A 23816-nucleotide genomic window follows, 5' to 3' on the forward strand; every position below is an offset into this window, starting at 1 on the left:
ATGGTTGAGTTTGGCAATATCAATGCCTACATAAATCATGAGGTTGAACCTCCCTTTCTAAAGTCTGATACCGTGATATCCACCAGCGATTATCATCGTAGACTTGATGGAAATAAGTACTCGGACAGCTCCGGCAACATCCAGCTATAAACAATTCAGATAAAGGTAGTGGCAATACACTCCTTAGAGTAGTCAAAGCTACAGGAAAACAATCAAAAGTCCACAGTATCTGAATGTATTGAACCACGATATTAAAAAGAAAGGAAAGTATGTGTTTTAGCTTCTAAAAACATCATACAAGTGAAAATATGAAAAAGAAATTATCCCTTTTACTGTCCATGCTTTCCCTTGTATTTGGCCTGTCCTCACCGGCAGATATGCCCCAGGCGGAAGCTGAGGCCAACGGGCAAAACCTGGTTACGGGCACCATTCTTTTTGTTCCCCACGATAATCGCCCCACTTCCTGTGAGCAATCCACAGAAGCACTGGAGCTGGCAGGCTATAGGGTTCTCATGCCTCCAAAGGACATGCTGGGAGGCCTGAGAAATACAGCTGATACCCAGGAGCTTTGGGGCTGGGTCAATAGGAATATATCAAAGGCCGATGTGGCTGTGGTTTCCACTGACTCCCTTATTTATGGCGGCCTTGTAGCTTCCCGTAACCATAACAATACCGAGGAGGAGCTTCTTGAGCGTGCAAATAAATTTAAGCAGTTAAAAAAATCACATAATAAGCTTAAGATATTTGCCTTTGGCTCCCTTATGCGCACCCCTAAAAACGGTGCATCTGCCGGAGCCGAGGAGCCGGAATATTATCAAACCTATGGAGATAAAATATTCAAGGTTTCATCCCTTAATGACCAGAAGGAAACAAGACGACTGGCTGACTGGGAGAAGGAAGAGCTGGAAGGCCTTATGAATGCCATTCCAAGTGGTGTCTACAAGGACTACTTTGGGCGGCGGGCAAAAAATATTAATGTCACCAAAGGCCTTATGGATTTAACCAAAAATGGCATATTAAACTTTCTCGTAATCGGCAAGGATGATAATGCCCCATTCTGTGCCACCCATCAGGAGGCCCGTGAATTAAATACATATTCCAAAAAGCTGAGACTTCCCCAGGATAAATTTATGGTGGCCACGGGCATAGATGAATTTGCCATGCTGCTTTTGGCCCGCGCCGCAAATTCCATTGACCACAAGCAATATACTGTAAATGTGCAATACAATACAGGTGTAGGCAGAGATACCATACCAAAATTCTCCGATGAGAAAATCTATAGATCCATCCGTGATGAGCTTGCCATGGCAGGGGCAAGGGAAACCTCCAATTCCAATGCAGATTTGACCCTGCTGGTAAATACTGACCCAAAGGGCCGCACCACTGACGGTTATCCTGATCCAAATGATCCTGATCCAATGTATAACGATGGCAAAATGCGCATTGGAACACAATATTTCCTTGATATGGTAAAGGAAAATCTGGCCAAAAAACGCAATGTGGCATTGGCGGATATATGCTTTGCCAACGGCAGTGATAACGCCCTTATGGAGAAGCTTTCCGAAAACAGGCTGCTTTTCAGGCTCCGCTCCTATTCAGGCTGGAATACCCCTACCAACAGCACTGGCTTTGCCTTGGGACAGGGACTTGTAAACTTAAGAAACAGTCAGGAGGACTGTAACAGAATGCTGGTGAAGCGCTATCTTGACGATTGGGGCTATCAGGCCAATGCAAGGGAAAAGCTCATGTGGAGTCTGCCAAGCCATCAATATTTCCTAAATCTGGCAGAATACGAAAGCTACGCCGAAAATTTGGTAACAAATGAATTGCAAACCTTTGCTGCCAAGCATCTCAGCGAATATCCAAATGCAACGGACATTAAGGTTACCTTCCCATGGCATATTACCTTTATTGGAGGTATCACCATAAATGAAAATATTCCTAAAAAAAAACTAATTTTTAGCGGCCGCTGGTATATTGAAAATGACCAGGCCACCTGTGGCAACGGTGCCGCATATATAAAGGCGCGTTTTTACGGTACCAGCATTGCCGTAAAAATGGATGACAAAAATTGCTGGTGGCGCTATGAAATAGATGGCATACCATATAAACGGATTAAATTTAAGGATGAAGTGACAATCCTTGCAGATAATCTGCCAAAGGGAGAGCACGAAATCAAGCTTGTCCGCTCCACCGAGGGACAGGCGGGACACAGTATTTTCAAGGGCTTTATCCTTGACGATAATGGTGAATTACTCCCAATTGATGAGCCTAATAGGCTTAAGCTGGAATTTGTAGGTGATTCCATTACAGCCGGAGCCTTTAATGACGGTCCCCCTAATGTAATGATGTACCACGATGTGGAAAACAACGACATGGCCTACGGCCCTCAGCTGGCCAGAATGCTGAATGCAGATTACAGTGTTTTGGCAAAATCCGGTGAAGGCTTTGTACATAATTACGCAGAGGAATGGCCATACAACCAGGTCCACACCGCCGACCGCTACCCGTGGACCTACTATTCCTTTGACTGGAATGAACCGCACATAAACTGGGACTTTGCCAACAATAAAACCGATGCTGTGTTTATTTCCATTGGTACCAATGATCTTTTATTTGATCCAAAGCCAACTGAGGAGGAATTTATTAAGGGGTATATAAACCTTATAAATGTAGTCCGTAAGCATAACCCTGAGGCGGCCATTATCTGTCTGGATCCTGTGCCAACAATTATCGGGCCTGATGCTGCAAGATGGACTGAAATGGCAGTAAATGAACTACAAAAGAAAGGCGATAAAACCCTTTACTATATTCCGCTTAACAAGGATAAGCCTCTTCTTCTTGATGAAGATTACGTAGGTGATAGTATTCACCCGACCCAGGAGGGTTCAAGAAAGATCGCGGAGTATTTGAAAGACAAGGTGGAACCAATCTTAAAAAAATTAAATAAGTAAAATATTTAAAGCAGTGATTTAACCTAAAAAAATATTAGTTTGAATCACTGCTTTACTTATGTTATTCTGTAGGTAGATGTGATGTGTGTAATGATATTTAGGGGGTTTATTATGGATAAATCAAAAGTTTACTTTACTGATTTCCGTGTGCCTGTGGGTACAAGCATTTTGGCAAAGATGAAAAAGCTCTTTATCAAGGCCGGCATTCAGGAAATTGACATGGAAAACCAGTTTGTGGCCATAAAAATGCATTTTGGCGAGCTTGGCAACATGGCTTTCCTCCGTCCAAACTATGCCAAGGTTGTGGCTGATGTGGTGAAGGAACAGGGCGGTATTCCATTCCTTACTGACTGCAATACCCTTTATCCGGGCAGCAGAAAGCACGCTCTGGAGCACATGGACTGTGCCAATTTTAACGGCTTCAATACCATTACCACCGGCTGTCAGATTGTTATTGGCGACGGCCTTAAGGGTACGGACGATGTTGAAGTCCCTGTAAAAAATGGTGAATACTGCAAAACTGCCAAGATTGGCCGTGCCATTATGGATGCAGACGTATTTATTTCCCTGGCTCATTTTAAGGGCCATGAAATGACCGGCTTTGGCGGTGCCGTTAAGAATATCGGTATGGGCTGTGGAAGCCGTGCAGGCAAGATGGAACAGCATTCTTCCGGAAAAGTGGAAGTAAACATGGAAAAATGCCGTGGCTGTCAGGTTTGTGCCAAGCATTGCGGCTCCAACGCCATTACTTACGAAAACAAGAAGGCAATTATCAACAAGGATATTTGCAAGGGCTGCGGCCGCTGCATCGGGGCCTGCCCATTTGATGCCATTCACAATGACCAGTGGGATGCAGGGGATCTTTTGGACAAGAAGATGGCCGAGTACGCCCAGGCCGTTGTTCAGGACAGGCCTTGCTTCCATATCAATATGATTATGGACGTGTCTCCAAACTGCGACTGTCATGGTGAGAATGATGCACCAATTCTGCCAAATATCGGCATTGCCTGCTCCTTCGACCCTGTAGCCCTTGATCAGGCCTGTGTTGACCTTTGCCAGAAGGTTGAGCCTATCCGCAACTCCCAGCTGGGAGACAATATGGCTGACCCGAACCACCACGACCATGGTAACCATTGGCATAACAGCAATCCTAACGTTCACTGGAAGGAAACCCTGGAGCACGGTGAAAAAATCGGCATGGGCACCAGAGAATATGAATTAATCGTAATGAAATAAAGCACAAAAATCGCAAACTATACCGCACCAAAAAGCGCAAAACACGACGCAAAAACACAGAAGGCACTGGCTCAACATGAACCAGTGCCTTTTTAGTGTGTCAAATCATCCAAATTGGAACAATATAATTATCCTTGTCTATGGCCGACAGTTCAGGCTTTAAGCACAATACTGCCCCCTTGGATCGTTGTGTCCCTGATTTATCAAGCAAAGAAAATACTTTAATTATTTCTGAACCTGGATTAGAGGATTTCTTAACCTCCATAGGATACAAAACTCCATCCTGCTCCAAAATAATATCTATTTCCCTGGCGTCCTTGTCACGGTAATAGTAAATAAACGGTTCTTTACCGCAATTCATATAGGTTTTAACCAACTCGGCCACCACGTAATTTTCCAAAATAGCCCCGTTCATGGCACCCTTTTCTAATGTTTCTGCGCTGCTCCACTTAGTTAGATAACATACAAGACCCGTGTCATAAAAATATAGCTTTGGACGTTTTACAAGTCTTTTCAGCAAATTATTGGAATATGGGTGCAAATAAAAAATCAAGCCCAGTCTTTCCAGAATCGCCAGCCATTCCTTTGTCTGCTTCTGATTGATATCAGCATCTCTGGCAATTTCAGCTACATTAAGCATTTGTCCGCATCTTGCAGCCACAGCAGTAATAAAATTAAGAAATTTAAGTGTGTCTATGGCATCAGAAAGAGCTTTTACGTCACGCTCAATATATGTGGCAATATAACTGCTGTAAAAGATATTGCTGTTGCTGTGCTGTCCATTCACCATTGCGGGCATGGAACCTTTATATATTCTGTTAAAAATTTCCAGGGTATCAGCCTTTTTACGTTTTTTTCCCCGTATGGAAAGCTTATCCAAATCCAACACAAAGGGCTCCATCTCCCCGCCACTAACTTCAGCTTGGGCCAATGAAGTAAGGGAAAGAACCGCCACCCGACCAGCCAATGATTCCTGAACCCCCTCCATCATTTTGAAAATCTGTGAACCTGTAAGCCAGAAATCACCTGCATTGTGATGCTTGTCCACATGGATTTTGATGTAAGTAAACAGCTCAGGAGCATACTGAACCTCATCGATCAACACTGGTGGTTTATGGAGCTGCAAAAACAACTCCGGGTCATTTTTCGCAAGATTGCGATCGTTAAGATCATCTAATGATACATAATGCCTCTCAGTGTCCTCCATCAGCTTTTGAAGCATGGTGGTTTTTCCCACCTGCCTTGGACCAGTCACCAAAACCACGGGATATTCCCTCGTAGCTTCCAGCACAACCTTTTCCAGATTTCTATGTATATAATTCATAACAGCGCACCACCTTTTTTCGGCCGTTTTGTACTCTGATTACATTTTAGCCGAAAAAATAATTGATGACAACAAAAATTAATAGGCACCAGCGGCCAGCAGACGCCTTAAATTAGATAATGCATCCAAAATCTCAAGTTCCCTGTTTGTTATCCCCGTTTCCATATAATTCTGTAATTGTTTTGCCTTCTTTGCAGCTTCCTTATTACCTGAATCTGCCGACATTTTCAGCCATTTTAATGCCTGGTCGAAATTCCTATCTATAACATGGCCTTTAAAATACATGAGCCCCAGTACCATCATAGCCTCTGGATTGCCATTATCTGCTGCCTTAAAAATTTGTTCTCCTTCTGGCAGAAGATATGTCAGTCTGCTTATTTCATCGTTAAATTCCATCCCGGTTGGAACTGGTGCCGGGCATATAGTAGAACTACTCAAGAGATATTCCAATCTCAGATAATATCCATCACATATTTTATTTTCTGGAATATCTTTCAATTCCTCTAAACTCATTTCATGTACTGATTTTACATAAATCGGTTCAACTATAACATCATCAAATTCCCTTAATTCATCTGGTGACATAGGGAGTATATCATCCACATCCATCACCAAGTTACTACGCTTCGCCCAATAATAACAAACATTGTTTACTTCTTTATTCAGGCGACTGTTATATTTTCCTAATGCCTGGGTTATATGACAGCCTTTTTTAATTTCTATACACGCCATATAGTCATCACTGTTCATTACATAAACTATAACAGACTGATGTCGTATTATCCTATCCCGATATGTGGCCACACAGTTATTAAATGCAGCCCCTAACTTTGGAAGCATACCCGTATTTGGCAGCAATCTGAATTCATATTCTTTTATCCTGCAGGAATAGGATTGCTCTGTTTCATTGTAGTTTATTTTCGTGGATCTCCAATTTTCCATAAATGCTGTTACTTCCGTGCTTATAGCATCGTGCACATAAACGGTTGGACCATCCTTTAATAATCGTTCCTTTACTTCCTCGGACAATTGCTCATGATAGTCATGAAATGCGAGCAGTGCATCCCACTGCAATCTGTTTAAACCGGTTTCCGATGAAACGCGATACAACCACTTTAACATTCTTTTTTCGCCCTTTTGTTCAAGGACCCAGTGACAATAGTATTCCAATGCCTCCCAGTTTTTTAAAGAATAATCTCTGGTAACTTGGTTTGCCTCTTTGTCAAAGTAAAACTTTTTGAGATACATAGAGGCAATACTGTCATCCAGATAAAAGAATTTGTGCATATAATTTATGTCCTTAATCCCCCACTGCTTGAAAATCATGTACCAAACAATGGCATACGGATTAAAGGCATACGCTTTGCGCAGGCTCTTTGGTGGCCTTATTTTTAGCAAGTCACAAATAATCCTGTAGTTGTTTTTCTCCTCACGGGTAAATACTTCATCGAAAATATCATCTCCATCACGGGTAGTAAACTCCCGGAAGAACTGCTTTAAAAAAACAATATTTACATCAAATGGTCTTTCCAGGTAAGCCATTAATGTAGTTTTATTTTTTATCTGGCATAAAACACTAGGTTTAATGCCAGTTTTGTAAAGCGTACACTCACGCATAGCCTCCATAGCGGTTTCAACCACAACATCAGGGATCTCTATATCTGTTTCGGTCCAATTATTAACATTAGATTTTGGTAGTCTACATTTAGAAATAAAAATTTTGTCTTTTATAATATCCACTGATAAGGAAAAACTCATTACTTTAGTGACCACATGATTTATATCAGCATTAACCTTTAAAACATCACAGGCAATATTTATATATTTTAATGGGGCACTCTGATAAATTCGCCATCTAAGTGGTGCGAAACCTGGACTGGTGGCATAATAACCATCATAACCAATAGTGATTTCTGCAAAGCCCAATAAGCCTTCAAAACAACACCCATTCTCAGAAACAGCACGATGATTGGATATGGACTCTATTCTCTCCATCACACCATGCTTAGGGCAAAAAACGAACTTTGAGTTGGTATTCGGCCTATATGGGTTACTAATATAATTAATTAATGTTACACATGGTATATCTTCAATCTCTTTTTTAGCCAATTCAGTGTCAGTACATCTTATCCATTTACCTTCTTCATAATTGTATGTAAAAGCAACATCCAACATACCAACACCCCCTATCCTATAAAAACGATAGTTATCTAATCATATTTTATCAACTTTCATTTCGCTTTAGGTCGTTTCGCAAGCGACATTCACGTTTTCCCGAGTGTGATGTCAAAAAGCTAATCAATATTTATTATCTGTATATTATCATTACAAATTAAAATTGAAAACACTTACCTGTCCATAAAAAGGGCCACCATAAAAACCATACGTTCCAATTATGAACAATCTCTTTTTCCTATTATGCATTTTTGATATACAAAGAATTATATTCTGTTATATTTGTCGAAATTGTAAAAAAATTCTTTACATTTATTGTCTAAATAAGTAAAAAGGATTAAAATTTACATAGAGTTTTAATCGAAAAATTGATTGGAGGATGACAAAATGGCAGACAGAATCGTATTAAACTCAATTTCTTATCATGGTGCAGGTGCTATCAACGAGATTATCGGTGAGGTTAACCGCGGAGGGTATACCCACATTTTTGTATGCACCGATCCGGATCTTGTAAAATTCGGCGTAACTGCAAAGGTTACGGATTTGCTCCAGAAGAATAATATTAAGTTCACTGTATATGACAAAATTAAACCAAACCCTACTATTCAGAACGTACAGGACGGCGTGGCTGCCTTCAAGGAATGCAAGGCCGATGCTATTATTGCTGTAGGTGGCGGCTCTTCCATGGATACTGCCAAGGCAATTGGTATCATTATCACCAATCCTGAATTTGCTGATGTACGTTCCCTGGAAGGTCTTGCACCAACCAAGAACCATGCCGTTCCAACCATAGCTGTGCCTACCACCGCCGGAACTGCCGCAGAGGTAACCATCAACTATGTAATTACAGATGTGGAAAAGCAGCGTAAATTTGTATGCGTTGACCCTAACGATATTCCTGACGTGGCAATTATTGACCCTGATATGATGTCCTCAATGCCAAAGGGACTGACTGCAGCAACTGGTATGGATGCCCTTACCCACGCTATCGAGGGTTATATCACCAGAGCTGCATGGGAACTTACTGATATGTTCCACCTCGAGGCAATCAAGCTTATTTCCCAGCATCTCCGTGATGCCGTAGCAAATAAGCCTGAAGGACGTAAGGGTATGGCAATGGCTCAGTACATTGCAGGCATGGGCTTCTCAAATGTTGGTCTTGGTATCGACCATGCCATGGCTCACACCCTCAGTGCCCATTATGACACTCCACATGGTGTTGCCTGTGCTATGCTGCTGCCAATTGCAATGGAATTCAATAAGGAACACACCGGGGAGCGTTATCGTGAAATTGCCCGGGCAATGGGGGTAAAGAATGTTGATTCCATGTCCCAGTCCGAATACCGTGATGCCGCAATTGCCGCAGTAAAGAAGCTCTCCGAGGATGTTGGCATTCCTGCCAAGAATGACCGTATCAAGGAGGAAGATCTGGAAATTCTGGCCAAGGATGCCCTGGCTGATGCATGCTATCCTGGCAACCCTTGCGAGGCCACCAAGGAGCAGGTTATCGATATGTTCCGCAAACTTATTTAAGTATTTAACGTTATATAATTACCCCATTATAGTGCGCCATGTTGTGCGCACCCAAAAAGGCGTTGGTTCATCGCGAACCAGCGCCTCTTTTAATTAAATTCCTTAATCACTAAATTCACTTCAAATCTTAACATACCTCTGATTTTTACTATTTGGCTTGTCTGGAATGGTCATTTTCACCAGCCCCAGTTCAATGGCTGGATTAATATAATTCTTGCGGAGGGTGTCCCTGGACTTTAACCCCAGCTGCTCCATTACAGAAGTAGCGGTATAAGGAACATCATATTCCATTACCGTCAGCATACGCTTAACATACTCGCTGGTATTAGCACCATAATTACTTATCTGGTTAATCACCTCATCCATTATCCCATCAATCATTTCCAGCATGAACTCAATAAAGAAATCAGAGTTGCCGTTAATGTGGCACTTGGCAATGGCATCATAATATTCCTGCTGGTATTTCTCAATCTGGCTTTCCAGTGGAACAGCTTCAAAGATTGTTCGCCATCTATACAGAATCACTGTATGCCAGAGCCTGGCCATTCGACCATTGCCATCGGCGAAGGGATGAATGAAAACAAATTCATAATGAAAAACAGCGGCCATTATTAAAGGATGGACCTTTCCCTCATAATCTTTCACCCAATTTAATAGCTGGTCCATCAGCCCCGGAACCATATTGGGAGGCGGCGCAACAAAAATACATTTTTCACCGGAAAATACTCCCTCTTCCCCTTTGCGGAAATCACCTGACTCCTTCACCGTTAAATAAGTCATAATTCCATGAATCCGCTTTAAATCATAAATGCTTCCGGGATTAATTTTGCCAATCTCATCATAGGCAGCAAAAGCATTTTTTACTTCCTGAATTTCCGTCTTGTCACCAATAACCATGTGTCCATTAATAACATCCCTGACTTCATCCAGAGACAAGGAATTGGCCTCAATTTTTAAGGATGAATGAATTGAGCGAATTCTATTATTCCTGCGTAAATGCGGCTTTGCTTCCAAATCCTTATGACTGGTAATCCTGCCCACCTTTTCTGAAATGAAAGAAACCAGCTCCAGCATACGGTTTGAAATTGTATATGGTGGCATATACTCGCCCATTACCTCACCCCTATCTTGCATGTTTTCTTACTTATTATCTTATATGTTATCTTACTAAAATGCAATATGCTATAATATATTCTAGTTTCAAAAGTTTTTAACGGCGGTAAATCGTATTTATTGATAAATTGGGGAGTTTTAGGGATGTATGAACTTATAGGCAGTATTTGTGCGATATTTCAGGATTTGGCAGATCTAGTGTGGGGGTTTCCCACAAATTTGGAGTGGTATGCCAGTCTGCCGATTATAGGGGAGCTTCCGCTGGTAATTATCCTTTTGGTTGGAACAGGAATCTATTTCACTTTGAATCTGCGATTTGTTCAGATCAAGTATTTCAGATATGGTCTCAATGTCCTCATAAACAGCCAGAATAAGGACGAACGGGGCATCAGCCCACTGGCTTCATTTTTACTGTCCACCGCTATGAGAGTAGGGCCTGGAAATATTCTGGGGGTGACGGGTGCAGTTTCAACTGGCGGTCCCGGAGCATTGTTCTGGATGTGGGTATCAGCATTCTTTGGTATGGCCACTGCCTTTGTGGAATCAACTCTTTCCCAGATTTATAAAGATAAACAGGGGAATGAATATGTAGGCGGTCTGCCTTGCTATGGCAGAAAGCTCCTTGGTGGTGCAGCCATTATAGGTGGTGCACTGAGTTTTCTCTATATTATTTACGCCCTGCTTTGCATTCCGGCCCAGGGGTTCAACACAATTTCTGCCATGGTGGCCGTAACTAATAATGTGACCGGCATGGAAACAGATTCAGATGGTGCCCTGGTCTGGGGATTTTTCCTGTTGCTTATGGGATTGACGGCTTTTGCTATATTTGGCGGCCTTAAGCGCATCAGCCGCATTACTGATGTTCTTGTGCCAATTATGGCAGTTGTATATGTAGTGGCAGTGCTTATAATGATAGTAATGAACCTTGAACGTCTGCCTTGGTTCTTCTACGTGGTGGTGACGGAGGCCTTTAATCCGGAGCCTGTTTTCGGCGGTGCCATGGGTATTGCGCTTTCACAGGGGATTAAACGCGGTCTTATGAGTAATGAGGCCGGTCAGGGCACTCTCTCCATGCCCGCCGCTGTTTCCAACGCAAAGCACCCTTGCGAGCAGGGCATTATACAGGCTATTGGTGTATTTCTGGACACCATGGTTATATGTACTTTGACAGGTTTTGTCCTCATAATGGGGCAGGCCTGGCTGGGAGATAGCTCTGCAGCGTGGTTTGAGCTTGGGCGCTTGGAGAAATTTTTGGTTTCCTGCGCATATATGCTTGGTGATGGGGCTGTTTTCAGTTTGGCTACATTGATCATCACCATTTGCTTTGGGATATTCGCTTTCACCTGCCTTCTTGGTTTCCTGTCATTCTCGGAAATATGCGCAAAACAAATTTCTGGCAATAAAACCTTCATTTCAGTAGTACGGTTGGTAAATTTGACGGTGCTGGCCTTCGGAATGGTTACCAACATTGCCGGCTTTGATCTCAGTGCTCTGTGGTATCTCAGCGATTTTGCCAATATCGTAATGGTCTGCTGCAACTTGCCGCTCCTTTATCTTGGCTTCCATAAGGTCCAAAAAACCTTCGATAATTTTGAATGCCATGAAAAGAAATTCGATTCTGAAGTAATCGGTATTTCATTGCCGGTTTGGGATGAAATCAATCATCAGAGTGTGTAAGGCTGTTCAAATCATGTTCTGACAATACAATCTTGATAATCTAAGCATACTAAAACCCGTCAGTATTATTACTGACGGGTTTAATATTACCTTTTTCATTTGACACCGACTGATTAATCGGTTATTATTTAAAACATGAGAAAACGTGATGATCAGAAGAAGAATTTAATATTGCAAACCACTGCTGCCCTTATGGCGAAGCAGGGAATAAATGGCGTGTCCATGGCCATGATTGCCAAGGCCTCTGGGGTACCCCAGGCCACTATTTACGTTTATTTCAGCAGCAAGGAGGAGCTGCTGAAGGAGCTGTATAAGTACGTTATACAGCAAAACTGCGATTATATCCTGAAGGATTTGGACCTTGAGGGTGATATAAAGGAGTGCTTCAGAAAGTATTATTGGCGCATGGTGGACTATTTCCGGCATTATCCTACGGAATTTCAGGTTTATGAGCAGTTCATGTCCTCCATGATGGGCAAATCCCTGATGCTGGATAATGTTACCGACCTGTTTCAGCCCATGTATGCCTTTGTGGAACGTGGTCAGCGGGAAGGTGTCATAAAGCAGGAACTCCACCCCATTGTGGTGCTGAGCTATTTTTCCCTCCTTGCCTCCAATATCGAAAAGGGCAAGCTGTTTTGGGGCAACAGGGCTGATGATCTTGTTTACCAAATTATCTTTGATACCAGCTGGGATGCTGTTACTATACATAAATAATTCTTTGAAGGGTGTTGTTATTTTAAGATTATGGGTAAGCGTTTATTTTTCATGGACAATCTGAAAATGTTCATTATTAATTTGATGATTGTTTTTCATTTGGGACTTTGCTATATGGCCTATGCCCCGGAATGGTGGTATGTAGTTGATACGGAGCACTGCTCATTGTTCCTTACTGGCTTTGTGGTATGGGTAGATGTTTTTATCATGCCAATAATGTATTTTATCAGCGGCTATTTTGGTATTATGACCTTAAAAAAGCACGGTGACGGTAAATGGTGGTCCGGCCGCTTTAAGAGAATAATTGTGCCATGGATTGGCGGTACCTTATTATTTGCGGCTCCTGTCTCCTACCTTACATTTTTCAGCCGTAATGCCCCTGTAAGCTTTTCTGAGTTTTGCAGCAACTGGTTTTTCTTTGACCCGGTAAATGGCGGCTCCGGCCTCTTCTTTTCCCATATCCAATACTGGTTTTTGGGTATTCTGACGGTGTTTTACCTTATTTTATTCATATTAACCAAACTGGATAAGAGCTTGCTTGAACAGTGTGCCCCTTCCAAGCCTGGCAAGGTAATGGCCTGGAGCTTATTTATTTTTGTTTTCTGCAATGTTGTGGCCATGGATATTATCACCGGCTTTGATGATTTGTGGATACACCTCAACTATTTTCTGGTTCTGCAGCCATGCCGCATTCTTCCTTATGTATGGGCCTTTTTCCTTGGAGCCTACGCCTGGAGACATCAGTGGTTCACTGAGGAGGGCTACAAGCCTTCATTAGCTAAATGGGTGCCTTTGCTGGTTGTGATGACCGTTGCATATCCTATGTGGGTTCTCATGGGCAGATTTTTTGTTGCCAATGCCCTTCAGTTCGTTTTTATAAGAGGAATTTTGCAGGCGGCAATGTTTACCTCTTCCTTTTATGGTTTGCTGGCAATTTTCTGCCGTTTCTTCAACAAGACCAACAAGTTCTGGAGTGAAATGGCGGCAAATTCCTACACCATGTATTATTGCCACATGCAGATTGTATTCCCGGTGGCATATTTCCTGTTGCCGCTGGATATTTTCTGGCTGCCTAAATGGATACTCAGCTCCATAATCGGTCTCATAATCTGTTACGTGGTCAGCAGGCTGCTGCTGTTCCTGCCATGCTTTGCCAGCAGCAAAAAGGCCAAGGTGGCCTAAATTTATTTAAAAATAACATCTACGGGGAGTTTTTTCTTATTTAAAAAGGTAAAACTCCTCTTTTTGTAGAATAAGAACGTTAAATTGTTATTGAGTTAAAATATTGCTGAATTTAAAATATCGCTGAAAATAAAAAAAGCACCTGACAAAAGTCAGCTGCAACTTCTATTTAGTGAAGAATATCTCTATAATTAGAGAATAGACTTCACAAGGGCACGCATTTCGCTCATAGCCAGCTCTGGTGCAAAGATGCAAGGAATAGCTGCTGCTACGGTGAATAACCCTACCATTGAAAATAACATATCGATGTTAGTCAATGTTCCCACTCCTTTCGTGGCGATATTTAGTTTTCAACAACTTGTAATAGTTTATAACAGTTAGTGATTAGTGTCAAGTATTATTTTCATTTTTTTATAACGCCATTGTTCAATTTTTTCTTCTTCTAAGAAGAAAAAACTTCCAATTAGCGTTTCAACGAGCTGGGAGATATGCTCGCCAGCTGTTAAAGTTTGCTTTCCCCCACCTAAAGAGGTAGGGGGACATCTTTAAGCTCGTTATAATTATTTTTATGGCGGTGATTGTATGGAAATGAGTTTTATATCACCAGATGATTTGGTGCTTCTGGGAAGATTGGCTTTATCCTGCATATTGGGCGGCCTCATAGGCTATGAGCGCGAATCAAAAAGCAAATCAGCAGGTCTCAGGACCAATATGCTTGTATGTCTTGGCTCCTGCCTTATAATGATACTTTCCACTGAAATATATTCCACAGTTGAAGGAAAGACAAATGCCGATCCTGCAAGGCTTGCAGCCCAGGTAGTCAGCGGCATAGGTTTCCTTGGTGCTGGTGCCATAATGAAGGAGGGTCTCAACGTCACGGGACTTACCACGGCAGCCTGTCTATGGGTTGTAGCGGGTGTAGGCCTATCCGTAGGCGCAGGATATTATCTGAGTGCTTTCTTCACTGCTTTGCTCGTATTCCTTGTACTTGAGGTATTTGCCAAGCTTGATTCCTTCCATAAAATCGACAAGAAGCTCACTGCCAAGGTAATCATAAAAAACAATTCAGCCACCGTCCAGGAGGTATATGATACCCTGAAGCGTCATTATATAAAGATATGTCAGGTAAAAATGAAGAATACGGAATATGCCCAGGACGATTCCCATATTTTGGTGGAAATGGAGCTTATTAATACCAAGAATATCCGTGAAGTGGAAGTAATGCACGCCCTATATGCCCTTAATGGGGTTGAAACCGTAGAGCTGACATAAACCACAGAGCTGGGAAAATATGTAATAAGAAGCAAAGAGGAGGCCGCCCTGGCCTCCTTCTTTTATTGCAATTTTTTATTTATTTGAATTCCTATATTATTTAAATACCTGCATTCCTGTTATTTTTAATTCATTTCATTCCTAAATTATTAAATATAGGACATGGCATATTGCACTTCCTCGTTGGAAAAGCCTTCAATGGAAAGGCGCTGGCTGATCTTGTTTTCTGTCCAGCCCATGTCCAGATACTGTCTTGCCTTCCCAAGGGCCTGATTATTCCAGTCGGCGGACACATTAGTCATAGCATAGAAGGCCTCTTCCCTGGTAAAGCCCTCGTTTGGTGACAGCAACTGAATATAAATGCCCTTTTTGGAATAGTAGTCCTGATTCAGATAATCATAGGCCCTCCCAAGGGCGTTGTCACTCCAGTCTATACCAACATGCTCTGATACATAGGTGGCATTTTCTCTGGAATATCCATTTGACAGAAGGTATCTGAACAAGCCTTTTTTAGAAAGATGATTTTGCGACGCGTAGGCCTCCCCCTGCTGAACTGCCCCCTGATATTGTTTAGGTATATCGCCTCTTGGGGGCTGGACGCCACTTGGTTTAGGAGAGGTAATTGGCTGTGGAGTAAAGGTTGGCTGTGAATTTGGCATAGGCCGGGAATTGGTTCCACCCGCATTTGTGTTATTTACTGCAGACGGATTATTGTTTTTAAGCCTTGAAATGGCAAGCTGGTTTAATTCCGAAAGCACCAGATCAGGATCTGCATTGGCAGTTACGTGGGCAAATACGTGAATATCCCCGTCTGCGTCAATACTGCGCTTTATCACCTTGTTCTGAACCTTCAAAAAGCTGCTGCTGAATGTGATGATTTCATCACGGGTCACCACAGCATTTTCAACTTTGGTGTGGCTGGCTACAATGACCCCCAGCTGCTCCGAAATATTCCGCAGTGCCTCCTTTACAGCGTTATCCTCCCCCTGCTGTGGGGTCTCATTATCGCTGAGGGTGTACTCACCCACGGCAACATAACTCTCCATTTTGGCTTCAGCCATCTGTGGCATAACAGAAAGGAGAGAAGCAGAAAGCAATATATGGCATAAAATCTTTTTGCACTTTAACATTTTTAGGCTCCTATACACGTAATATGGAATACGTTTGCGGCTGTACACTTTAATATAAGCACATGCTGAATAAGTCTCATTTTATGACAATATTGTATTAGCAGTTAACAATATATTGCAAGTTAGAATTGGATGAGAATGCATGAGAATCATATTTAAATTGTAATTATCCTCAAAAAATGTTAAAATTTATCAGACGAAAAGAAGGTTTTTGAGATTATTTGTCGAACAAATTTATATATGGATATATGTACGAAAGGATGAAATGAAATTATGCCAAATACAAAAACAGTAAGCTTTCTCTACGATGACGGGGCCATCGATTTGGAAGTACCGGCAGAAAGCACCGTGCTGACCTCCCGTGTGGATGAGCTGAAAAGCACCCGCTCCGGCAGGGAAATAGTCCACGAAGCCATGATGAACCCTATTGACAGCCCGCTTCTCTCTGAGCTTGCAAAGGGTAAGCCTGACTGCTGCATCATCATTTCCGACCACACCCGCCCTGTTCCAAGCCAGGATATTCTGCCGGAAATGATCGCGGAGCTCCGCAAGGGCAACCCGGATATCAAGATTAATTTTTTGGTGGCCACCGGCTTCCACAGACCTACAAGTGTGGAGGAATTGCAAAACAAATTAGGCAAGGACTTGTATGATGAATTTAAAAATGATATCATTGTACATGATGCACATAATCCTGAGTGCAACACCAAGGTTGGTGTTCTTCCATCAGGTCCTGACTGCATTATTGACAAGGTTGCTGCAGAGTCCTCACTGCTTGTGGCAGAGGGCTTTATTGAGGCCCACTTCTTCGCCGGCTTCTCCGGGGGCCGTAAGAGTGTGCTGCCTGGTATCTGCGATGCAGTTACTGTTATGGGCAATCACTGCGGCGAATTTATTGCCTCTCCTTATGCCCGCACCGGTATTCTTGAAGGCAACCCTCTCCATATAGATATGGTGGCCGCTGCCCGCATGGCAAAGCTGGCCTTTATCTGCAACGTAATTATTGATGAGGACAAGAAAACCGTTGCCGCTTACGCCGGCAACTTTGAAACAGCACATCTGGAGGGTACGGAATTCCTTGCGAAGTACTGTGCCGTTAAGCCAGTTCCTGCTGATATTGTTATTACAACCAACGGCGGTTATCCTCTGGACCAGAACGCATACCAGTGTCCAAAGGGGATGTCTGCCGCTGAAGCCTCCATTAATGAAGGCGGTGTCATAATAATGCTGGCCACCTGTAAAGACGGTCACGGCGGTCAGTCTTATTATGACTCTATACACGATGCTGCCACTGCTGACGAGTTCTTCCAGAAGTGCGTAAACACTCCTCAGAAGGAGACCCTGCCAGATCAGTGGTGTGCCCAGGTATGGTGCCGTATTTTAAGAAAGCACACTGTACTCTTTGTGGCAGATCCGGCCCAGAAGCAGCTTATTGAGGACCTGAAGGCCCACTACTTCCCTACTTTGGAAGAGGCTTATGCTGAGGCCCGCCGCATAAAGGGCGATAACGCTACTGTAACCTGTATTCCAAACGGAATATCCGTTATAGTACGCGACTAAATTTGCGTTTCCCTATCATTACATACACATTTATCCAAACAGGTTATCCAAACGATAATCCAATCAAAAACAGCTGCCAGATACCCCCGGCAGCTGTTTTTGATTGCTTTTATTCTTTTTCCTCACGGGTTTTGTCGAAATAATATTTTACGAGCTTCTGGGCGTATTTCAGAACCGGCAGAACCACCTTATTATTATCAAAATAATAAATGTGACGGTTAAACCGCTTATTTACCAGATCATGCAAAAGCTCCAGCTGGAAATCCCTTTCCTCCTCACTGGTAACGATGTTCCAGAAAACATATAAGGTAATATTAAGCTCTTTTATAAATGTAACGTGATTCATTGCCCTGGATTCCTGCTCATCCAGCCCCATGTCCACCGCTATCCTTATGGCATCCTCAGTATCAATGGCAGTGGCTGACTGGTGAAGGTTGAACATAAGGCAGTTGTTGTGGGCGATGCAGTTTCTAAGGCTCTTTACCACATTAAGATATTTTGTATCAACGTGCTTTTGCTGATACTTCTCAAAATACATATCATAAAGATCAATAAACTGGGAAAAGGTCTGGACCTCTATAATATTCCACACCGCAAAATTGCCCTTATATTTTTCAATAAGTCCCTTGGCGTATTTTGTCTGATGGCGGGAAAGCTCCCTGTCCAGGTACTTGCGCTTGTCCATGTATTCATTGACAATATTGTAGCCGTTTTCCTTTTTGTTTCTGGAAAGGGCATTGAGAAGCTGAATCTTGGCGTAATGCTCCACGTCCTGCACAATATTAAACATGACCCGGCGGTAATACAGGTCCAGCAGGGACAGCTCCTTCAGATGGGCAAACTCCAAATCTATATATCTGGTTCCCACCCCGGGCTTTTTTATTTTTTCAAAATTCTCCGCATAGTGCTTAAGGCGGAAATAATAAGTATGTTTGGCCAGATATTCCAGTGCCTCTGGCTCCTTGACAATGTTAAAGCCGATATTTTTCGACTTCATCTGCTGTATCTGACCTTCAAGGTTAAGCTTGTTGTTGCCCAAAAGGTTTACTCCTTCTCTCCGTATAATTCTATGTACTTCTGTTCATTCCTTAAAACGCCCTTGACGTACAATTCTGTTTCCCTGAAAGGAATGGCTGAAATATCCTTAAAATCATAGTCCCAGCCGTATTGCTCCATCCATGACTCCACATTGCCATGGCCTGCATTATATGCCGCCAATGCCAATATTTTATTGCCATGAAAATCCCTTAAGAGCCGTGCAAGATACCACGAGCCATAATATATGTTAATTTCCGGAGATTCCAGCCGCTCCGGAGAATAGGATTTATCTTGCATTTCATAGGCTATCCACGCGGCTGTATCAGGCATAAGCTGCATCAGCCCTATGGCCCCCGGAGTGGAAACAGCATTATTTTTAAAGTTGCTTTCTGACTTTATTACAGCAGCAACCAAAAATTCATCAACATGGTTTTCTTCACTGCAAACCTGGACAATCTGCTGATATTCATACGGAAACATAAAGGTCCGCTGGACACTTTTCTGCTGCATTACAAAAAATGCCACAAAGGCCATGAGAAGAATAATAATACCTACTGCACAGCTCCAGGTTCTCCTCTGAAATTCTTTTTTCTGGCGAAGATATTCACGGCGACGTTTTAAGCGTTCGTCTTCCCTGTCCATTACTCACCTTCTAATCTAAGCTTCTCAAGTTGTTCATCCAGCTGACGGCGAAGCCTTTTCCTGTCAGCATTGTTATTTATAATAACATCACTTAATTTTTTCTTTTCCTCAAGGCTCATCTGGGAATCTATGCGCCTGATGGCCTCTTCACGGCTGTAGCTGTTACGGGCCACAAGCCGTCTCAGCTGTGTATCACGGGTAACGTATACCAGCCATTTTTCATCTGTTAATTTATCGTAGTTTGCCTCAAATAATAAAGGCACATCAAGAAAAATCTGTTTTTCTCCCCTGGCCCTGGCTTCCTCCACCTGGGCCATCATCTCCTCCTTGATAAGGGGATGAACCAGACTGTTAATAACAGACAGCTCATTTTTTTCCTTAAAAACAATGTCTGCCACAGCCTGACGGTTCAAGGACCTATCTGAATTTATTACCCTGCTGCCATAACGGGCGAAATACACCTGCCATATTGAATGGTCCGGCTCCGCCAGCTCCCAGGCAATTTTATCACAATCCACCACCGTATAGCCCTGCTGACGCAGATACTTGGTAACAGTGCTCTTGCCGCTGGCTATTCCGCCGGTCAAACCGATAATCTTCATATTTTAAGCTTCCCTTACAAATTGAAGTATTGCTTACATATTTAAGTGTTACACATACTAAAATATTATTTCAGTTTTTGGCACTTTGGGCAATATACAGTGCCACGGCCTCCAACCTTTATTTTCTCCATTATAGTACCACATTTTCGGCATGGCTGACCACCTCGGCCATAGGCATACAGATTATTCTGATGGCTGCCCTTGCCCCCCACACCGTCACGATAGTCACGGAAGGTGGTGCCACCATCATTTATTCCGTCCTCTATAACCTTATTAATACAGGCGTGAAGCTTTTTTGCCTCAGCAGATGTTACGGAATCCGGGGTTCTCAGTGGATTAATACCCGCCAAAAACAGGCACTCGTCCACGTATATATTCCCAAGGCCGGCAATATAATTCTGCATTAAAAGAAAGCTCTTTATTTTCCCTTTTTTCCCGGAAAGAACACTTTTAAGGTAATCAAGGGTAAAGTCTTCGCTAAGGGGTTCAGGCCCCAGCTCAGCCAGCCCCCTGATAAGGGATATTTCATCATCCCTCATGGCATATATGGTGCCAAGGGTGCGTGTATCGGCAAATATAAAGCGGGCTCCGTCATCTAAATGAAAAATAATGCGGGAATGCTTTCTGTCTGGCTCATTTGGCCCACAATAGCAGGCCTGTCCGCTCATTCTAAGGTGAATGACAAGGGAAATCCCATTTTCCAGTCTTAAGATAAGGTATTTGCCCCTGCGCTGAAGCTCACTGATTGTATGTCCCTTAATGCGGGAAACAAATTCCTCAGGAGAGGGGTGCTTAATCTGACGGGAAAGCAGCAGCTCCACATCAGTAATTTTTCTGCCCTTAATATGGGGTTCAAGGGAACGCCTTATGGTTTCAAGCTCCGGCATTTCCGGCATGGAAACTCCTCCTTTATTTCGCCTCAGCCCAGTTTTTGCCCATGTTTATATCAATAGAAAGAGGAACACTTAGGGATGCAATATTTTCCATGGCATCCTTCAAAATGCCCTTAACGGTATCAACCTCAGACTCCACTACTTCCAGCACAAGCTCATCGTGAACCTGCAGGAGAATGCGGCTCTTAAGCTTTGCTTCCTTTATCATTTTATGGGCCTTTATCATGGCCAGCTTGATGATATCAGCAGCGGTGCCCTGAATCGGGGTATTCATGGCCATTCTTTCTGCCAGCATACGCTGCATGTAATTGGAGCTGTTAATGGAGGTTAGCTCTCGGCGGCGGCCGTAGGCTGTCTGCACATAGCCCTTGCTGTGGGCATCCTCCACGACTTTATCTATAAAGCTCTTAACACCCTTACATTTTTCAAAATAACTTTCTATATAGCCCGCCGCCTCTTTGCGGGTAATACCCAGATCCTGGGACAGGCCATAATCGCTGATGCCATAAACAATGCCAAAGTTTACGGCCTTGGCACTGCGACGATGCTTTGGTGTAACCTCTTCCATAGGAATGCCGAAAACCTCTGCAGCAGTACGGGCATGGATATCCTCGTTATTATTAAATGCCTTGATAAAGCTTTCATCCTGGGACATGTGGGCCAGCACCCGAAGCTCAATCTGGGAATAATCAGCACTAAGAAGGTAATCATAGCCCTCCCCAGGCTCGAAAAGCTGGCGGATTTTCTTGCCCTCTTCAGTACGGACAGGAATATTCTGCAAATTAGGATCGGAGCTGCTGAGTCTCCCAGTAGCAGTAACGGTCTGATTAAAGGAGGTATGAACCCTATTTGTTTTACCGTCTATCAGCTGGCTGATGCCGTCAAGATAAGTGGATTTCAGCTTGGTCCACAGACGGTAGCTCAATATCTTTTCAATAACAGGATGCTCCCCCTTAAGCTGGTTCAGCGCCTCTGCATTAGTGGAATATCCGGTCTTTGTTTTTTTAATCACTGGAAGGCCTAATTTTTCAAAGAGAACCTCACCCAGCTGTTTTGGGGAGTTCACATTAAAATCAGTCCCGGCCAGTTCATGGATTTCCTTTTCCAGCTCAGCTATGGTTTTCCCCACAGCAATAGACTGTTCGTGGATATTTTTACGGTTTACGTGTATACCACATTTTTCCATATCAGCCAGAACCTCCACCAATGGAAGCTCCATATCCCAGTACAGCTTGTCAAGCTCCTTGTCCTGCAGGGTCTGAAGCATATCCTCCCCCAAAAGTGCCAGGGCATAGGCCTGCCAGACCATGATATTGCCCGGATCAGCCCCCTTTTCCGGAATACCAAGGGTTGGGAGATATGCAGAAACCAGCTCTGCCACATCGTATTTGGAGCTTACAGGGTTCAAAAGATAGCCCATCAGCTCCATATCGTATATTTTGCCCTTTATCTCCAATCCAGAGTGGTAATATTTTTTTAACCCATGAATATATTTTTCAACTGAATCATCCGCCAAAAGCTCCCTAAATACACTCAAAAGCTGATTTTCAGAGGCATTTTCATCAAAAAACAGGGAATCCTGTGCAAATTCATCCTTGGATTCGGAGTATACATCTGCATAATAGCCCTTGCCATTTACGGAAATCCCAAGGCCCCTTACGGACACAGAGGGAACCTTGCCATCAAAGGATGCTGAAATATACACCTTTCCCGCCTGACGGCATTCCTCAATAAGTGCCTCCATTTCAGCACAGTCTTTTATTGTCACCCAATCCGGCAGCTCCGGCCCCGAAACAGTTTCAGTGGTTTCGGCCTCCCCTATAAATGGCTGAATGGCCTTCAGCATTGACTTAATATTATAACGTGTATAGAAACGGGTCAACTCATTGCCGTCAGTGGTGATTCTAAAGGCATCCCCGTCAAATTCCACAGGAACCTCAAGGCAGATCGTAGCCAGCTTCTTGGACAAAATGGCCATCTGCTGATTTTCACGGATATTTTCCTGAAGCTTTTTCCCAGCAATTTCCTCAATGTGAAGGAGAACCTCCTCCACACTGCCATAGGCAGCCAACAGCTTTGAGGCAGTTTTTGGACCAACTCCCGGAACCCCAGGAATATTATCGGAGGTATCCCCCATAAGGCCCTTCATATCAATAAGCTGAATAGGATCAAGACCGTCGTATTCCTCGTGGAAGGCCTCCACATCATATTTTTTAAGCTCTGAAATTCCTTTTTTTGTAAACAGCACGCTTAAGTCAGCCTTCACAAGCTGCAGAGCATCCTTATCCCCAGTAACCACATAGGCCTCGCAGCCATTGTCCACAGCCTTATTGGCCAGAGTGCCAATAATATCGTCAGCCTCATAGCCAGGCAGCTCCACCAAGGAAATGCCCCAGGCCTTGGCCATTTCATGAAGCAACGGAATCTGGCTCAGCAGCTCGGGAGGGGTAGGCTTTCTGGTACCCTTATATTCAGAGAACATCTCATTGCGGAAGGTCTTTTTCCCCGCATCAAAGGCAATAACCAAATAATCCGGCTTCCACTCTGTCATAAGCTTTACCAGCATATTGGAAAAGCCGTAGATAGCGTTGGTGAACTCCCCGGACTTGGATTCCAGAAGCGGCAGGGCGTAAAATGCCCTGTACAAAAGAGAGCTTCCATCCAAAATAAAAAATTTCTTCTTCAAAGCAATACCCCCATCTATAGGCCAAAGCCTATAGGCACAAGAAAGCAGAGATATAATATACCTCTGCTTAAAAAACAAACTT

18 protein-coding genes are annotated in these 23816 nt (G+C 43.2%); 8 read left to right on the plus strand and 10 right to left on the minus strand.

Annotation, left to right across the window (positions count from 1 at the left end):
* Positions 1–308 precede the first annotated feature (308 nt).
* Together T525_RS15680 and T525_RS0109515 are read left to right on the plus strand one after the other, a co-directional pair.
* Positions 309–2954: a DUF4127 family protein gene (locus tag T525_RS15680; protein WP_051533533.1), complete on the plus strand. Its 2646-nt coding sequence runs from the start codon at positions 309–311 to the stop codon at positions 2952–2954.
* A 111-nt stretch (positions 2955–3065) separates the two neighbouring features.
* Positions 3066–4190, plus strand: coding sequence for a DUF362 domain-containing protein (locus T525_RS0109515; RefSeq protein ID WP_027407014.1), 1125 nt, complete (start codon positions 3066–3068; stop codon positions 4188–4190).
* A gap of 100 nt (positions 4191–4290) precedes the next feature.
* Here T525_RS0109515 and T525_RS0109520 read toward each other — a convergent pair whose 3' ends face one another.
* Positions 4291–5514 carry an ATP-binding protein gene (locus tag T525_RS0109520; RefSeq protein WP_027407015.1) on the minus strand — a complete coding sequence of 408 codons (1224 nt, stop codon included), beginning with the start codon at positions 5512–5514 and terminating at the stop codon, positions 4291–4293.
* A gap of 78 nt (positions 5515–5592) precedes the next feature.
* Entirely contained in the window at positions 5593–7689 is a 2097-nt protein-coding gene (locus T525_RS0109525) for a tetratricopeptide repeat protein (RefSeq protein WP_027407016.1), read from the minus strand.
* Positions 7690–8076: 387 nt separating this feature from the next.
* Here T525_RS0109525 and fucO point away from each other — a divergent pair, with 387 nt between their 5' ends.
* The gene (fucO, locus tag T525_RS0109530; protein ID WP_027407017.1) at positions 8077–9222 is read left to right on the plus strand and encodes a lactaldehyde reductase; all 1146 of its coding nucleotides are present in this window, start codon (positions 8077–8079) and stop codon (positions 9220–9222) included.
* A 120-nt stretch (positions 9223–9342) separates the two neighbouring features.
* Here the strand turns inward: fucO and T525_RS0109535 are convergent, their stop codons facing one another.
* The gene (locus T525_RS0109535) at positions 9343–10335 is read right to left on the minus strand and encodes a Fic family protein (RefSeq protein WP_027407018.1); all 993 of its coding nucleotides are present in this window, start codon (positions 10333–10335) and stop codon (positions 9343–9345) included.
* Positions 10336–10479: 144 nt separating this feature from the next.
* Between T525_RS0109535 and T525_RS0109540 the strand changes: the two genes are divergently transcribed.
* From T525_RS0109540 to T525_RS0109550, 3 genes are all read left to right on the plus strand, one after another.
* A complete protein-coding gene (locus T525_RS0109540; RefSeq protein ID WP_027407019.1) occupies positions 10480–12012 on the plus strand; it encodes a sodium:alanine symporter family protein in 1533 nt (510 codons plus the stop codon).
* 135 nt (positions 12013–12147) lie between these two features.
* Positions 12148–12729: a TetR/AcrR family transcriptional regulator gene (locus T525_RS0109545; protein ID WP_084277044.1), complete on the plus strand. Its 582-nt coding sequence runs from the start codon at positions 12148–12150 to the stop codon at positions 12727–12729.
* Between the two features lie 51 nt (positions 12730–12780).
* Positions 12781–13911: an acyltransferase family protein gene (locus tag T525_RS0109550; RefSeq protein ID WP_232219213.1), complete on the plus strand. Its 1131-nt coding sequence runs from the start codon at positions 12781–12783 to the stop codon at positions 13909–13911.
* Positions 13912–14102: 191 nt separating this feature from the next.
* On the opposite strand, the gene T525_RS16710 is transcribed toward T525_RS0109550, so the two are convergent.
* Positions 14103–14228, minus strand: coding sequence for a hypothetical protein (locus T525_RS16710; RefSeq protein ID WP_255346645.1), 126 nt, complete (start codon positions 14226–14228; stop codon positions 14103–14105).
* 265 nt (positions 14229–14493) lie between these two features.
* Between T525_RS16710 and T525_RS0109560 the strand changes: the two genes are divergently transcribed.
* A complete protein-coding gene (locus T525_RS0109560; RefSeq protein ID WP_369751945.1) occupies positions 14494–15183 on the plus strand; it encodes an MgtC/SapB family protein in 690 nt (229 codons plus the stop codon).
* 149 nt (positions 15184–15332) lie between these two features.
* On the opposite strand, the gene T525_RS15685 is transcribed toward T525_RS0109560, so the two are convergent.
* Positions 15333–16313 (minus strand): Ltp family lipoprotein, encoded by a 981-nt coding sequence (locus T525_RS15685; RefSeq protein ID WP_051533534.1) that lies wholly within the window; start codon positions 16311–16313, stop codon positions 15333–15335.
* 273 nt (positions 16314–16586) lie between these two features.
* Between T525_RS15685 and larA the strand changes: the two genes are divergently transcribed.
* Positions 16587–17873: a nickel-dependent lactate racemase gene (gene larA / locus T525_RS0109570; protein ID WP_037325584.1), complete on the plus strand. Its 1287-nt coding sequence runs from the start codon at positions 16587–16589 to the stop codon at positions 17871–17873.
* Between the two features lie 109 nt (positions 17874–17982).
* On the opposite strand, the gene T525_RS0109575 is transcribed toward larA, so the two are convergent.
* The 5 genes from T525_RS0109575 to polA all read right to left on the minus strand — a co-directional run bounded on the left by T525_RS0109575 (position 17983) and on the right by polA (position 23734).
* A complete protein-coding gene (locus T525_RS0109575; protein WP_027407024.1) occupies positions 17983–18912 on the minus strand; it encodes an Abi family protein in 930 nt (309 codons plus the stop codon).
* Between the two features lie 5 nt (positions 18913–18917).
* A complete protein-coding gene (locus tag T525_RS0109580) occupies positions 18918–19553 on the minus strand; it encodes a lytic transglycosylase domain-containing protein (RefSeq protein WP_051533535.1) in 636 nt (211 codons plus the stop codon).
* Positions 19553–20155, minus strand: coding sequence for a dephospho-CoA kinase (gene coaE, locus T525_RS0109585; RefSeq protein ID WP_027407026.1), 603 nt, complete (start codon positions 20153–20155; stop codon positions 19553–19555). Before coaE ends, T525_RS0109580 begins: the two co-directional genes overlap by 1 nt.
* A 65-nt stretch (positions 20156–20220) precedes the next feature.
* Entirely contained in the window at positions 20221–21051 is an 831-nt protein-coding gene (mutM, locus tag T525_RS0109590) for a bifunctional DNA-formamidopyrimidine glycosylase/DNA-(apurinic or apyrimidinic site) lyase (RefSeq protein WP_027407027.1), read from the minus strand.
* Positions 21052–21064: 13 nt separating this feature from the next.
* Positions 21065–23734 (minus strand): DNA polymerase I, encoded by a 2670-nt coding sequence (gene polA, locus T525_RS0109595; protein WP_027407028.1) that lies wholly within the window; start codon positions 23732–23734, stop codon positions 21065–21067.
* Positions 23735–23816 lie beyond the last annotated feature (82 nt).

The sequence above is a fragment of the Anaerovibrio sp. RM50 genome (genome assembly GCF_000622005.1).
GTDB lineage: Bacteria > Bacillota > Negativicutes > Selenomonadales > Selenomonadaceae > Anaerovibrio.